Here is a 12,959-nt window from a genome sequence, read left to right on the forward strand (position 1 = left end):
GCTCCCCCACGACAAACTGTGCCGGATCGCGTGGCTGAAAGCCGTTCGTCAGCAAACGTCCGCGTCCGGATGGACGGCAAATCCGCGCGCGGCAATATGGTCATTTAAGACCGCGCTCCAGCAAGCGCATTAGGCGGCCGGAAAAGGCGCGCGGATCGACAGGCAGTTCGCCATCTGCGATCCGAGCTTCATCAAAAAGCAAATATGCGGCATCCTTACGAAGTGCGTCGTCGCCTGCATCGACAGCGCTCAGCTTCTCGATCAGCGGATGGTTCGCATTGACCTCGAGCACCGGCTTGGCCGCAGAATCGAGCCGACCTGCACCGGCGAGAAGCTTTTCGAGCTGGCGGTCCATGCCGGTCTCCGGCGCGACGAGGCAGACGGCGCTTGTCGTCAGGCGATCGGACGCGCGCACGTCCGATACGGCATCGCCGAGCGCGTCCTTCACGAAGGAGATGAAACCGGAAACCGCGTCCGACGCGGCCGCCGCCGGCGTTTCACCTTCGACGAGCGGGATGAGGCTCAGGTCGGCCAGCCCCTGCGTCACGGACTTGAAGGGCTTGCCATCATAATCGACACCGGCGGTAACCCAGAAGCTGTCGATCTGATCGCTCAGCAACAGGACCTCAATCCCGCGCGCGCGGAAACCTTCGAGCTGAGGTGATGTCGCGAGCCGATCGAGATCGGTGCCCGTCGCATAATAGATCGCCGTCTGGTTTTCCTTCAGGCCGGCCACATAGTCCGTGAGCGACCGCCACTCGCCCTCCGATGTGGTGGACTTGAATCGGGCCAAGCCTAGAAGCGCTTCGCGGCGCGCATAATCCTCGTAGAGGCCTTCCTTCAGCACCGGCCCAAAATTGTCCCAGATGTTGAGGTAGCGGTCGGCATCGGTCCCAGAGAGCTTGTCGAGCTCCGACAGCACGCGATTCGAGACGCCCTTCTGGATCGCGGCGAGCACCGGGCTTTCCTGGATCATCTCGCGCGAGACATTCAGCGGCAGGTCGTTCGAGTCGACGAGTCCGCGCACGAAGCGGAGATAGCGTGGCAGGATCTGCGCTTCGTCGGTAATGAAGACGCGCCGGACATAGAGCTTCATGCGCCCGGCCCGCTCGGGCTCGAACAGGTCGATCGGCTTGTTCTCGGGGATGAAGGCAAGCACGGTATATTCGTGGAGGCCCTCGGCGCGGTAATGCAGCGTCAGCGCGGGCTCGTCGAACTGCCCGGCGGCGCTGCGGTAGAAATCCTTATATTCTTTCGCGGTGATCTCGGACTTGGGCTTGGTCCAAAGCGCCGCGCCATCGGCGATCTGCTTCGGCTCCGCGTCGGGCGTGTCCTTGAGGAAGATCGGGACCGGCACGTGGCCCGACTGCGTCTTAATTGTGCGCTCGATGGTGAAGCTCTCGGTGTAGCTCGCCGCATCCTCTTTGAGGTGGAGCAGCACACGGGTTCCGCGGGCAGGCGCGTCGGCAAGGGTTGCCGGCTGGATCGTATAGGTACCAAGGCCATCGGAGGACCAGATGGACGCAGCCTCCGTGCCTGCGCGCCGCGATGTTACCTCGACCCGATCGGCGACCATGAAGGCGGAATAGAAGCCGACGCCAAACTGGCCGATCAGATGGCTCCCCTCGGCATCCTTGGCGCCGGCGATGCGGTCCATGAAGGCCTTGGTGCCGGAGCGTGCGATCGTGCCCAGCGCATCGGTGAGTTCGTCCTCGCTCATGCCGATGCCATTATCCTCGATGGTCAGCTGGCGCGCGTCGGGATCGAGGATGACGGTGATGCGCGGCTGACCGCCATCTCCGAGAAGGGCGGCGTTGCTCAGCCCCTCGTACCGCAGCTTCTCGCATGCATCGGCCGCGTTCGAAATCAGCTCTCGCAGGAAGACATCTTTGTCGGAATAGACCGAATGCACCATCAGGTGCAGCAGCTTGGCGACGTCGGCCTCGAAGGAACGGGTTGCGGGCGCGGCCTCGGTAGTCGTCGTCATACGGATTCCTGTCAGTCTCCTTGGTAAGTGCAAAGCAGATGACTGACCTGCGCGCGGCTTTCAAGTACAGCGATAGCCGATGCCGAGGGTAACCCGGCGCACGAAGCCGGATATGCCGTGACGCGCATCAGGGCAGCGCCCTTGAAGTCCGATCGCCGATAGCCCTTCACCATCGCGCGGAGACTCGCCGGTTCGATCACCTCGACCTTGTCGCCCCGCGGAAGGAGCTGCCAGCCCATCTCATGCAGTCCGCGGGCGCTGAAGGGACAGTGACCGTCTCGTCCTCATTCTTGACCCTGAACTCGTCGGGATGGAAGACGAACCGTCGGGCGCGTTCGGCAGCATCGGCCGCAAAGCGCCAGTTTACAGTCTCGACCTCCGCCAGATTGACGCAGGAACTGAAACCCGCCCTGGCGTGGGTGCACAGATCGAAGCCGCGATCGGGCTCGAAGCTCTCGGCGAGGATCTCGACTGCGAATATGCCTTCGACGCGGCAGTGACGCAGCACGCCGTCGCTGCGCTGGATGTCCTTCGCGACGAGATAGCGGTGGGTGCCGAGAAGCAAACCATAGGGCGCGACCTCACGCCAGCGGGGCTCCGCGTCGCCCCAGCTCGAATAGAACATCCAGATGTGGTGGCGGCTCTTCAGCGGTGGCGAGGGCCTCATCGACTTCGCTGTCGGCCATCAGCCGGGGGCCGGGGCGGCGGGCGAGGCCGAGTGCCTGAAGCAGCGCCTCGTCGTCGACCTCGATGCGCGCGCGAGAGCCCCTCGGATGTTGGCGAGCATCTTCTCTTCGAGGCTCCGCAGGGTTCGTGCCTCGTTGGCGGCGCCATCATGCACGAGCTTGTCGATCGCGCGGGCGAGCACTGCGAGTTCCTCCGGTTTCGGCGACAGGAAGGCGACAATGCCCGTGGTAGGGAGAGGCCAGCGCGGTTGGTTCACCTCGTCCGTCCAGCGCTCGGTCTCCGGGAACCGGTCGGTGAGCGCCACGGTCATGCGTTGCGCGGTCCGACGGTCGCACTCTGCGATCTCGGTAATCTCTGCGGGCGTAGTCGGCTGCACGCGCAGGTTGCGCCGAACATCACTCCGCCTGTAGGTGCGTGGCATGAGCAATGCCGAGCAATACCGCGCCCAGGCCGCCGCCCAGCGGGCGCTGGCCGAGAAGAGCGATCTCGCTAACCGTCGCGCCATGCACGAGCGGTCGGCGATCATGTGGGACGAGATGGCGGCGTCGGCGGAGGACACAATCGAGCGGGCGCTGGTGAACGCTGCATCCAGGGCCGGCAAAGGCTGATCACGGAACGCGAGAACGAACGCATCCGCGGAAGGACGGAGCGATCCGGCCGCCGTCCTCACATCGTCACGTAGGAGCCCCGTCGGCATCGCCGACAGGGATTGGTGGCCTGGCCGCGCCCTCGCGAGCGCGTCCTTCGAATGATCAGCTCTCGGCCGGCTCGGTGACCGGCGCATCCGGCTTGGGCTTGGCCTCGCGTTTCGCGGGTGCCCTGGCCGCGCGCCTCAGCGCTGTCTTCCCGGTTTCGGCCGGCTTCGCCCAAGACCGATCTGTTTAGCAAGGCCGCGGCGTTGCTCGGCATAAGCGGGCGCGACCATCGGGTAATCGCGCGGCAGGCCCCACTTCACCCGATATTCCTCCGGCGTTATGTTATAGTTTGTGCGCAGGTAGCGCTTCAGCATCTTCAGTTTCTTACCGTCTTCGAGGCAGACGATGTAGTCGTGTTTCACCGACGCGCGGACGGCGACGGCTGGTTCCGGTTTCGGTTCTTCGCGGGACGGCGGCGCACCGGCGGCTTCCAGGGCGTCGTAGACCTTCTCTATGAGCGCTGCGACGTCTGTGCTCGGAAGTTGTTGTTCGAGACATGCGCCGAGACGATGTCGGCGGTCAGGTGAATGAGATCGGAACGGGCGTCAGCCACGGGAGTACGTCACAAGTAAGGGGGTGGCCGTCCCTATATCGGAAAGTGGGCTGGTCCAATAGTTTCGGGAAGTGCGGAGGTGACCTCTGCCCGGAAGAAAGAGAGTGGGACCGACTGTCTATTGCTTGCTTGCGAGGTAGCAAATTGTGCCGGCGGTTTTGGTTGAACCATGCTCGACCCTGCCCGGGGCTCGATCGATCAGGCGCTAACCTCCGCCACCAGGAAGTGGCCGTGCACGCCAGCGCGTACTTCCCGCGCCTCGCGGAACGGGACGAGGCCGGCGCGTATCTTGGCGGCCAGGGTTTCCATGGCGGGACTGGCACCTACCTCGTGGAGGTCGATCGCAACCATTATCGGCTTCGTCTCGTCTGAGACATAAGCGTACACGGTCGGGCCATCGGGCATGTCCCAGTACCGGGACTTGAAGCTTCGGGTGGGGAAGTCGGAGAGTTTCGCGATAGCGGCCATGGAAGAATCCTGCCGGAGCCTGCGATGCGGGTCTACCGCTCTCGACGGCGCAAGACGGACAATCCACAGGAAAGTTCGCTCAGGATGGGCAGGACCGTCAACGCGTGGTGTCGCTCGACGCTACCATCATGATCATCGCCGCTGCTGCCGGGCCTTGCGCGCCGCATAGCGTGCGTCGCGCGCAGCCTTGCGGTCCTCTTCGGTCCAGTTCTTCCGCTCGGCGACCTTGAGCGCCTTGGCGTCAGCCTTGGCCTGCGCCGCAGCCTGCGACGCCGCCCTGACCGCTTCGGCTTCAGCCGTCACGGCGGCTTCAGCCGCTTCCGCAGCTCGACGCTCTTTTTCCCGCTTGGCTTCAGCCATAGCCTCGCGGGCGCGCACGTTTGCGGCGCGCTTTTCCGCCTCTGCCGTTTCGCGCGCCCGGCGGCGTGCGGCGCGTTCCGCCATCGCCGCCTCATCGACGGGCGGCCGGTTCCTATAGAGTTTCAAAGCGGCGGTTCTGGCTTGAGCGGCCAATTGCTGCCGCTCCTGGAAGTTCGGGCTTTTATATCCGTGCATCAGTCTATGGTTTTCCCTCGGTATTCTTGTGCGTTGCCCAGCGATCGACCCTCATGCCCATGCGACATGCGGGGTGCCCGACACCTCGCGAGCTATCCGCTTGTCCCAATTGGCAACAGCGGGATCGATCGGACACTGACCGTGATCCGCGGCAACTGCCGGGGCCATACAGGATGCTGACGGTGAAAGGCGAGTCTCAGCAATGCAGCGAAAGCGTTCGTCGGTCGCATCGGAACCTGACGGCGCACAGACCTGGGTCTGTTGTCGAACGTCGCAGGATCGCTGAGACGCGACTGGATATTGGCCCAGGCGTCCGAGCAGCTCATTGTTGTGCCGGTTTTGGCGGCGGCGGTGTAGACGGTGGAGAAAGTGGCGGGCCCCGCCGTCGCACCGAAGGCAGCGGCGAGGTCGGTCGTGGTGCCGGACAGCTTGTCGTCGCCTATGCCATAGCGGACGACACGCGAGCGACCGAGTAGCGCTGGCGCGCTTTCATTGTCGCGGAGCGATGGCACGGCTCACCATCTATGCTATTCAGCGTGTGTAACGTTCTCAAACTGGTGTGTTTTCCTTGCGCGCGATCCTCGCCGCTATCCTGGGCTGCGTCTTCGGCGGTTGCACCGCCTCCGGCGCTGCGCTTGCCAAGCCCGTCGGCCTGACCTGCACGGCGGCCAATGGCGCGATCGTGCGCCTGAACCTGGATATCGCCGCCCGTCGCTATCAGAAGGAAGGCTTTCCAAGCGTGCCCATCGAGAGCGTCACGGACCACCGGGTGGTTCTTATGCACGACAAGACCGCCACCCTCGTCGTGACCGCCTTCCTCGATCGCGATACCATGACTTATGTGGCAGCCTCCGAAGAGGCTCTGACCCACCAACGCAGCGAGACTCGCTACGCCTGCGTGATAGGCCCAGCCTTTTCCGTGGCGAATACCGGCTGATTTATCGATCGATCTCGAGCGACAGGTTGATCGAAATGTCCTTTCAGGCCCGATCGGTCGTCAGCGCTGTCGCCTGCTTCGCCTGCGCGAGGGCCAGGCAACTCCGGTCGCCGAGCGACAGCCCGGAATGCCGTGTCGGCCCGTAACTCCGCGCCAAGCGCGGCCTGCTCGGCGTCGACCGGCAAGATCTCGATATCGAGATCATCCAGCATCGCGCGTGCCACGTCGATCCCGACGCCACGATCGAACAGCTTCGACAATGTCTTGTGCACATAGACCGCAGAGAGCAAAGTGTTGCTCAGCCGAGTTACGACCTCTTCGGCGCCGGGTTCCCGAAACAGGGCACAAAGCAGAGCAGACGCATCCAGCACATAGCGATCATCACTCACGGCGACCCTCGGCCCTCCGGTCGGCGATCAGCTCGTCCGACAAGAGGCCAGGCTCGGGCGCGAAGGCCTGAAGCCGATCCTGGATACGGCGCAACGCTGACTTCGCCGGGCGGATGCGGACACCGTCGCCATCGACCTCGAACAACACGGTATCGCCATTCTCCAGTCCCAAAGCGCACCGGATGTCGGCCGGCAGCGCAATCCGGCCGCCCGCGATGACCTTTCCTTTCTGCGCGCTCATTCCGGTGTCCCCCCGTTGGTTCTGATGCGAGGATAGTACTGCTTTATGTGTGTCGGAAAGCAAGCAGGTTGAGGCGCATTAGACCTTGCCTCGTCTGACGCTCGGCACATGGAAGGGAGAGATAAAAGACGGACAAGGGAGGCCCCAATGTCCGCTCGTCATCTCCAAGCCGATTGCGATGCTCGACAAGCTAGCGGCCGAGCTGATGCGACGTCTGGGGGGAACTGGTGCCAAGGACGGGGCCAAGGCATGTGCCGCTGTCCCGCCCATGCCGACCGTATCCCGAGCCTGTCGGTTCGTATCAGTGAACTACGCCTTCTAATTCGCTGTTTCGCCGGCTGTCCAAGCCGGGCCGTGATCCGGGAACCGCATCGCCGCTTGCCGGACGCCCTCGCGCGGCGCTAGCGCTGGATCAATATCAGCGCGCCCGGACGTCGAGCGCGTCCGCGCCCGCATCGCTGGTCTCTGGATGGCAGGACAGCAAATCCAGCGTCGCCCGCCGATTCTAACTGCGAAACCGTACGATCGTCACTCCCACTGACGCGATTTCATATCATCCGCAAAGCCCGCTGGGTCCAAGACGCGCCCGTTGGTTCCATCGTTGCGCCGAAACGGTGTAGCAAGCTGGCCTTCCATGATGCCGATCGGCAGCGCATGCGTTTCTTTTGGGATCGGAGAGCATGATGTGCCACGCGCTGGTTATCGAGGACGACTATCTGGCAGCCGACTATGTCGCTGCCCTTGCTGAGATTGCTGGCGCCACGACCAGCGAGATCGCCCAGACCGAGGGGGCCGCCGTGGAGGCTGCCCGTAAGCGCCGCCCGGATATCATCCTCTGCGACGTCAGGCTCGAAGTAGGCTGTGGCAGGGCAGCGGTGACGAGGATCGAAGCGGAGATCGGCAGCATCCCGGTGATCTACGTCACAGGAGAACCCGATGCCTGCGCCCAGGGCGATGGCGTCCTTGCGAAACCTTTCCATCGAGATGCCTTCCTCGACGCTTTCCGCAGGCATGCAACAACTCGGGTTTCCGAAGGCTCCACGAGCCCGCGACAGGCAGCGGGCTGATCAGCATTTGCCGAGGTTTGGTCGAGAGGCACTCGAACTCTGAGGAGACTAGAGAAGGAGGCCCCGAGAGTGACGGCGTTGGCAACGGCTCAGTCGTGACCGCTGCCTTTCGCCCTGAGTCATTCGACCGCAATATTTTCGCCACCGCTCTTCTCATGCCCCGCGCGGACATCGCGAACCTTCTGGTCGTCGGCCAGATCGACCGGCAGATTGATTTCCACCGGCAATCGCAGGATCGGAAGCCGGATCGACGCCCGAATGGCCTCTCTCCGCGTCCATCGCTTGGGGTGCAGCCGGCACTATTGTCGTCTCCATCGGGAGCGAGAAAGATGTCGGCGCGGTCAATGCCCAGCTCCTCGACAAGATGCTCAAGCGCCGGCTCGGCAAACGGTCTGGGCCGTTAGTCGTGTCACACCGATTCTTGATGCGCTACGCGTGGGCAGACCGGTCGGACCTCCGGATAACAGGACGACAGGCAGCGCGTCAGTGTGTCGGGTTTGTCTGAGGGCTCAACTGCTCCTGCATCGAACCCGTGCTCGATGCTGGCGTGATCCGTGGCTGCTGGTTCGACCGCACCATGACGACGCCGGCGACGATGATAACGAGCACGACGCCGGTCAGCAGAACTATTTCCCGACGGTCGGTATTACGCATCTCAGACAGCCGCCTTGAGAGGTAGGGGCTTCTTCCCGTCCGGCAGCTTCTTACGAAGATGATCGTGGACGACCTGAGCGCTGAACGGCTTCGAGATGAAGGTGGCCTTGTCCGGCATGTCGCCCGCTTCGGGCTGCACCCTGCCGCTGGCAACGATGATCTCGATCTCAGGAAAGCGCTCCGCCACATGATGCGCAAGCGCGAAACCGTTGGTCTCTCCGGGCATCTCGACGTCGGTAAAGAGGAGCGTGATGGTGTCTCCGCAACCTTCCAGCAGGGCTTTGGCTTCATCGCCACTCCCTGCCTCGTAGAAGCGAAAGCCGGCCTCCTCGAGGATGTCACATGAGTTCATCAGCACAAGCGCATCGTCGTCGACGACCAGAGCATAGGGGGGCGTCGAGATATCGTCGAATGGTTCGGCCATAGATGATCCTTCTGTCCCGCCGACCCCAGACTCCTCAGCAAGCCAGTCGATCCATCCGTTTCGGCATTGGATTGTGAACTCAAGAGGGACACTAAAGGGTTCAGGCGCCGATCGATCAAGAACGGACGCGATCGCTCCTGCGGCGCCTTCCTCAACAGGTCGCGTTCGCTTTCGACGGAGAACGGATTGATCTTGTATGGTCGTGCGAATTCCTCGCAGGGAGCGATTGGACTGATCGGGCTATCATTCATGCGGGAGGCGGAGCACTTCGCTTCAGCGCCAGACATGGCGACCAAGCGAACACAAATCGGGCCGCAGCGGTGAGCTCTACGCATGATCACACAGGAACGCGTTGCTCCCGCCGCCCGTTGCGCTCGTTCCTGCCGCTTTCCGGAAGCTTCCATGGCCGATGACGCTCCTCCGCTCGACATACTGACCGCCCCCATGGCCGAGCCAGAGCTGGGCGTCGGTGAAACTGTGGCGGCGCTGGCGGACGCGCTCGCCGGAGGCGATTTGCTGTTCGCGGCCGCTGATGAGCAGCGTGCTGCCGGCGCGGCACGCGCGCTCGCTGCGGCGTTGCCCGGGGTTGCCGTGCTGCTGTGTCCCGGAAGCGACGCGCTTCCCGGCGATAATGCACCGGCTTCTCCTGCCAATGTTGGTTTTCGGGTCGCGGCGCTGCGGCAGCTACGATTTCTACTGAGCCAGAACGAGCGGAACCGTATCGCGCTCATCACCACAGGCGAGGCGCTTGCTCGCACATATGCCGTGCCTGCCTCCTTTGACGCCGAGCCGCCCCGTGTCGATCGCGATATGCCGCTTCATCTTCCCGCGCTATATGAAGAACTTGTCGGCATCGGCTATATTCCCGATGATCGCGTCGATGAGCCGGGCGAAATCGCGTTGCGCGGCACGGTGCTTGATGTCTTTCCAGCCGATGCCGAGCGTCCTCTGCGCATCGAGGTGGCAGATGGACATATCATCCACCTGCGCAGTTTTGATCCTGCCAACCAGCTCACCGTCGGTGACGAGGTAGGCTGCGAGATCGGACGCGTCGCGGAGCCGGACGTGGCCGGCGGGGGCGTCACGTTGCTCGACCATTTGCCCGGGGCCGGTCTCGCTATCAGTCCGGCGGCCGAGGATCGCCGGCGCCGTTTTCTTGCGCTCGCCGCCGACGCCGCTCGCCGACGCGGCAAACGCGCCACCCGCGATGCGATCACGAGCGCTGCGTGGGAAAATGCGCTCGATGGCCGCATCATGATCGACCTTCGCCGCGTCGGCGACCCGCCCCCGCGCTTTGTCGAGGCGCTCGCGCCCGCCCGTGCTTTCAGCGCGGCCGTCCGCGCCGCGGTCAATGCAGGCGAAAGGGTCGCTCTTCTTGGAAGCGAGCGCGATCTTCGATTCCTAACTCGCCGCGCAGCTGCGGCGCTGAAGCAGTCTCCGAAGCCAGTTGGCAGCTGGACCGATGTGCTCGGCGCCGAGCCTGGCACGGTACTCACCCTCGCCATGCCCGCCGAGCGAGGCTTTCGTCGACCGGGCGTACTTGCCATCGCTGCAGCCGATCTGCTCGGCAGCCGGGCCGAACGCGACGACACCGCGCCTGGCGCCGGCGGCGCGGCCGTGTTTGCCTTGGGCGAGATCCGTATCGGGGACGTGATCGTTCACGAAGATCATGGCATCGGTATCGTCGACGGCCTCGCGGCGATGCCGGATGGGAAGAGCGACAAAAGCGGCGAAGCGATCCAGCTGCGCTATGCCGGCGATACGCACCGCCTCGTTTCGACCGACGAGGCCGACCGTATATGGCGCTACGGCGCCGATGCCAATTCCGTCACCTTGGACAAGCTCGACGGATCGAGCTGGTTGAAACGCAGGGCCGAAATCGACGCCGCCGTCGCACAGAGTGCCCGCGCAATGACCGAGCTAGCTGCTGAGCGCGCCACCCGCTCTGCTCCCAAACTTGAGCCTCCATCCGCCGCCTATGAGCGGTTTGCGTCCAGTTTCGCTTATACCGAAACGCCGGATCAGGCGCGGGCTATCGCTTCGGTGCTCGCCGACCTTGCCTCGGGACAGCCGATGGAGCGACTGATCGTCGGCGACGTGGGCTATGGCAAGACCGAGGTGGCACTGCGAGCTGCTGGCGCGGCCGCTCTCGCCGGTAAGCAGGTCGCGGTGGCCGCTCCCACCACCGTGCTCGCCCGCCAGCATATCGAGACCTTCACCGAGCGGTTCGAGGGCACAGGTCTCGAGGTGGCGGGGCTTTCGCGCCTATCCAGCGCCGCCGAGAAGAAACGTGTGCGCGCCGGGCTAGCGGACGGCAGCATACGCGTGGTGATTGGTACCGCGGCGGTTGCCGGTAAGGGGATGAGCTACGCAGACCTCGGGTTGGTCATTATCGATGAGGAACAGCGTTTCGGCGCCGCCGATAAGGCGCGGCTGCGCGACCTGAGCGCGGGCCATGTTCTGATCCTGTCGGCTACCCCGATACCGCGCACTTTGCAGAATGCGCTTATCGGTCTGCAGCAGCTATCCGTTATTGCAACGCCCCCCGCACGCCGTCGGCCGATCCGTACCCAGGTCGACTCCTTCGTTCCGGAGACCGTACGGACCGCGCTGCTGCGCGAAAAGGGCCGCGGCGGGCAGAGCTTCGTGGTGGTGCCGCGGATCGAGGATATGGGTCCACTCGGGGATCAACTGCGCAAGCTTGCTCCGGAGCTTGATCTGCTCGTGGCACATGGCAAGATGCCCGCCGCCGACATCGACGAAATAATGGTGCGCTTTGGTAGGGGCGACGGTGACGTGCTGCTTGCCACCAATATCATCGAGGCGGGGTTGGACGTGCCCCGCGCTAACACGATGGTGATCTGGCGCGCCGACCGCTTCGGCCTTTCCCAGCTTCACCAATTGCGCGGCCGTGTTGGCCGCGGCAGCCGGCGCGGTCAGGTGCTACTGCTTACCGATCCCGAGCACGAGATAGCTCCGCGCACGCTAAAGCGGCTCCGTACGCTGGAGGCTTTCGACCGGCTCGGCGCAGGTTTCCAGATCGCCGGGCGAGATCTCGATCTGCGCGGCGCGGGCGACCTGCTCGGCGAAGCGCAGGCCGGGCACATGAAGCTGATCGGTGTCGACCTCTACCAGCACCTTTTTGAGAGCGCTGTTCGCGCGGCACGCGGCGAGGACGTGGAGCGCTGGGTGCCCGAGATGCATCTCGGCGTTGACGGCTGTCTGCCTCAGGAGTGGATACCTGATGAAGACTTGCGCCTGACGCTCTATGCGCGACTGTCGCGTCTATCCGATGCACATTCCATGGATGCCTTCGCCGACGAGCTCGAAGACCGCTTCGGTGCGCTGCCCCCGCCCGCCAAGGTACTGCTCGCCATCGCTCGCATCCGCATTGCCGCCCGTATTCTCGGCATCGCAAAAATCGATGCGGGTCCTTCGGCGATCGCGATTACGCCGCGCCGTGATTTCGCAGGCGACCCCAGCATGGCCAAGCTGATTGAGAAAAATGGCCGCTTTTTACTTCGCGAAAAGATCGAAGATCCGTGTGCTCGTCTTGAGCGCGTCCTCGAACTGATCGAATGTTTTTACGAGGAATGACCTATATCGCTCGCCCGGGCGAGGTTTTTGCTCCCATGATTTGAAAGCGGAAGTGCAGACGTATCGTCTCACAACCGGATACCGGCGACACTTCGGTCGACCGTAGCGATATGAAGAAGCATTTCGCGTCGATGAAACCTCGGAAGCTTTTCAGGCCTTGAAACGGTCCGGCTGAGTTTTGGGCCGGTGCTATCTTTTGGGGGCGCGGGACATGCTAACGGAAGAGGTGACAGAAGCGCCGAAGGGTGACCGCCTCTAACGCAGCGTCTCTCTGACGTCTGCAGCGTTCGAGATCAGATCGCCAGGAAACGATCCTTGCCGGAACAGGCCGAAGACATCATGAGATGCAGCGGCTTTCGAACTCGGTCCGCACGGGCCCGTTACCGGCATCGCTTCCAAAAAATGCCATCGCAAGACGAACTCGAATTCCATGGCGTTGCGAAGCTGTAACTATGTTTCCGCAGGGGACTCCGGTAGATCGCTCTGTCTCCTTGAGGTGCGCGGTATGCTTTTCGATTGGTTGGCGAGCGCTAAAACAAGGCGCTTCGCGCAGGAAGAGGCCACCTATGCGCTGCGCGAACATGGCGAGCGCGCCGAAGATGTCGTCCATGCGAAGATGGTACAGACCACCAGCGCGCAGCGTCGGCAAATCTATCGCCTCGCTTTAAAGGCGCTCCGGGAGCTGCGGTAGGCAGAGCGCAGGGC

At 63.4% G+C, this 12,959-nt stretch carries 15 protein-coding genes and 1 pseudogene; 5 read left to right on the forward strand and 11 right to left on the reverse strand.

Going from position 1 to position 12,959, the window contains the following annotated elements:
• Positions 1-100: 100 nt before the first annotated feature.
• From htpG to HZF05_RS10370, 4 genes are read right to left on the reverse strand one after another with little or no spacing between them, the layout of a single operon-like run.
• A complete protein-coding gene (htpG, locus tag HZF05_RS10360; RefSeq protein WP_160365977.1) occupies positions 101-1,987 on the reverse strand; it encodes a molecular chaperone HtpG in 1,887 nt (628 codons plus the stop codon).
• A gap of 11 nt (positions 1,988-1,998) precedes the next feature.
• Positions 1,999-2,226, reverse strand: a complete 228-nt coding sequence (locus HZF05_RS22465; RefSeq protein WP_484592870.1) for a hypothetical protein — start codon at positions 2,224-2,226, stop codon at positions 1,999-2,001.
• Positions 2,184-2,654 carry a WYL domain-containing protein gene (locus tag HZF05_RS10365; RefSeq protein ID WP_160365978.1) on the reverse strand — a complete coding sequence of 157 codons (471 nt, stop codon included), beginning with the start codon at positions 2,652-2,654 and terminating at the stop codon, positions 2,184-2,186. The genes HZF05_RS22465 and HZF05_RS10365 overlap by 43 nt, the downstream gene beginning before the upstream one ends.
• Before the next feature lie 18 nt (positions 2,655-2,672).
• A complete protein-coding gene (locus HZF05_RS10370) occupies positions 2,673-2,984 on the reverse strand; it encodes a hypothetical protein (protein WP_160365979.1) in 312 nt (103 codons plus the stop codon).
• Positions 2,985-3,093: 109 nt separating this feature from the next.
• Between HZF05_RS10370 and HZF05_RS10375 the strand changes: the two genes are divergently transcribed.
• Entirely contained in the window at positions 3,094-3,282 is a 189-nt protein-coding gene (locus HZF05_RS10375) for a hypothetical protein (protein WP_160365980.1), read from the forward strand.
• Positions 3,283-3,506: 224 nt separating this feature from the next.
• Here HZF05_RS10375 and HZF05_RS10380 read toward each other — a convergent pair.
• The 3 genes and pseudogenes from HZF05_RS10380 to HZF05_RS10390 all read right to left on the reverse strand — a co-directional run bounded on the left by HZF05_RS10380 (position 3,507) and on the right by HZF05_RS10390 (position 4,945).
• A pseudogene (locus HZF05_RS10380) lies at positions 3,507-3,922 on the reverse strand (Ros/MucR family transcriptional regulator).
• 198 nt (positions 3,923-4,120) lie between these two features.
• On the reverse strand, positions 4,121-4,390 hold the full coding sequence (locus HZF05_RS10385) for a hypothetical protein (RefSeq protein ID WP_160365981.1): 270 nt from the start codon (positions 4,388-4,390) through the stop codon (positions 4,121-4,123).
• Positions 4,391-4,522: 132 nt separating this feature from the next.
• Entirely contained in the window at positions 4,523-4,945 is a 423-nt protein-coding gene (locus tag HZF05_RS10390; RefSeq protein ID WP_160365982.1) for a DUF6481 family protein, read from the reverse strand.
• 568 nt (positions 4,946-5,513) lie between these two features.
• Here HZF05_RS10390 and HZF05_RS10395 point away from each other — a divergent pair.
• Positions 5,514-5,882 carry a hypothetical protein gene (locus HZF05_RS10395; protein ID WP_160365983.1) on the forward strand — a complete coding sequence of 123 codons (369 nt, stop codon included), beginning with the start codon at positions 5,514-5,516 and terminating at the stop codon, positions 5,880-5,882.
• On the opposite strand, the gene HZF05_RS10400 is transcribed toward HZF05_RS10395, so the two are convergent.
• Both HZF05_RS10400 and HZF05_RS10405 read right to left on the reverse strand, forming a co-directional pair.
• A complete protein-coding gene (locus HZF05_RS10400) occupies positions 5,834-6,271 on the reverse strand; it encodes a PIN domain-containing protein (RefSeq protein WP_220129792.1) in 438 nt (145 codons plus the stop codon). The genes HZF05_RS10395 and HZF05_RS10400 overlap by 49 nt on opposite strands.
• Entirely contained in the window at positions 6,264-6,512 is a 249-nt protein-coding gene (locus tag HZF05_RS10405) for an AbrB/MazE/SpoVT family DNA-binding domain-containing protein (protein ID WP_160365984.1), read from the reverse strand. Before HZF05_RS10405 ends, HZF05_RS10400 begins: the two co-directional genes overlap by 8 nt.
• A gap of 683 nt (positions 6,513-7,195) precedes the next feature.
• On the opposite strand from HZF05_RS10405, the gene HZF05_RS10410 reads away from it, so the two are divergent.
• Complete coding sequence (locus HZF05_RS10410; RefSeq protein ID WP_160365985.1) at positions 7,196-7,579, forward strand: response regulator; 384 nt, start codon at positions 7,196-7,198, stop codon at positions 7,577-7,579.
• Positions 7,580-8,062: 483 nt separating this feature from the next.
• Here HZF05_RS10410 and HZF05_RS10415 read toward each other — a convergent pair whose 3' ends face one another.
• Together HZF05_RS10415 and HZF05_RS10420 are read right to left on the reverse strand one after the other, a co-directional pair.
• The gene (locus HZF05_RS10415; protein WP_160365986.1) at positions 8,063-8,233 is read right to left on the reverse strand and encodes a hypothetical protein; all 171 of its coding nucleotides are present in this window, start codon (positions 8,231-8,233) and stop codon (positions 8,063-8,065) included.
• A gap of 1 nt (position 8,234) precedes the next feature.
• Positions 8,235-8,657 (reverse strand): response regulator, encoded by a 423-nt coding sequence (locus HZF05_RS10420; protein WP_160365987.1) that lies wholly within the window; start codon positions 8,655-8,657, stop codon positions 8,235-8,237.
• A 402-nt stretch (positions 8,658-9,059) separates the two neighbouring features.
• On the opposite strand from HZF05_RS10420, the gene HZF05_RS10425 reads away from it, so the two are divergent.
• Both HZF05_RS10425 and HZF05_RS10430 read left to right on the forward strand, forming a co-directional pair.
• Positions 9,060-12,254: a TRCF domain-containing protein gene (locus HZF05_RS10425; protein ID WP_160365988.1), complete on the forward strand. Its 3,195-nt coding sequence runs from the start codon at positions 9,060-9,062 to the stop codon at positions 12,252-12,254.
• A gap of 505 nt (positions 12,255-12,759) precedes the next feature.
• On the forward strand, positions 12,760-12,945 hold the full coding sequence (locus HZF05_RS10430; RefSeq protein ID WP_160365989.1) for a hypothetical protein: 186 nt from the start codon (positions 12,760-12,762) through the stop codon (positions 12,943-12,945).
• Positions 12,946-12,959: the final 14 nt, after the last annotated feature.

Source organism: Sphingomonas chungangi (genome assembly GCF_013778325.1).
In the GTDB taxonomy this organism is placed as follows: domain Bacteria; phylum Pseudomonadota; class Alphaproteobacteria; order Sphingomonadales; family Sphingomonadaceae; genus Solisphingomonas; species Solisphingomonas chungangi.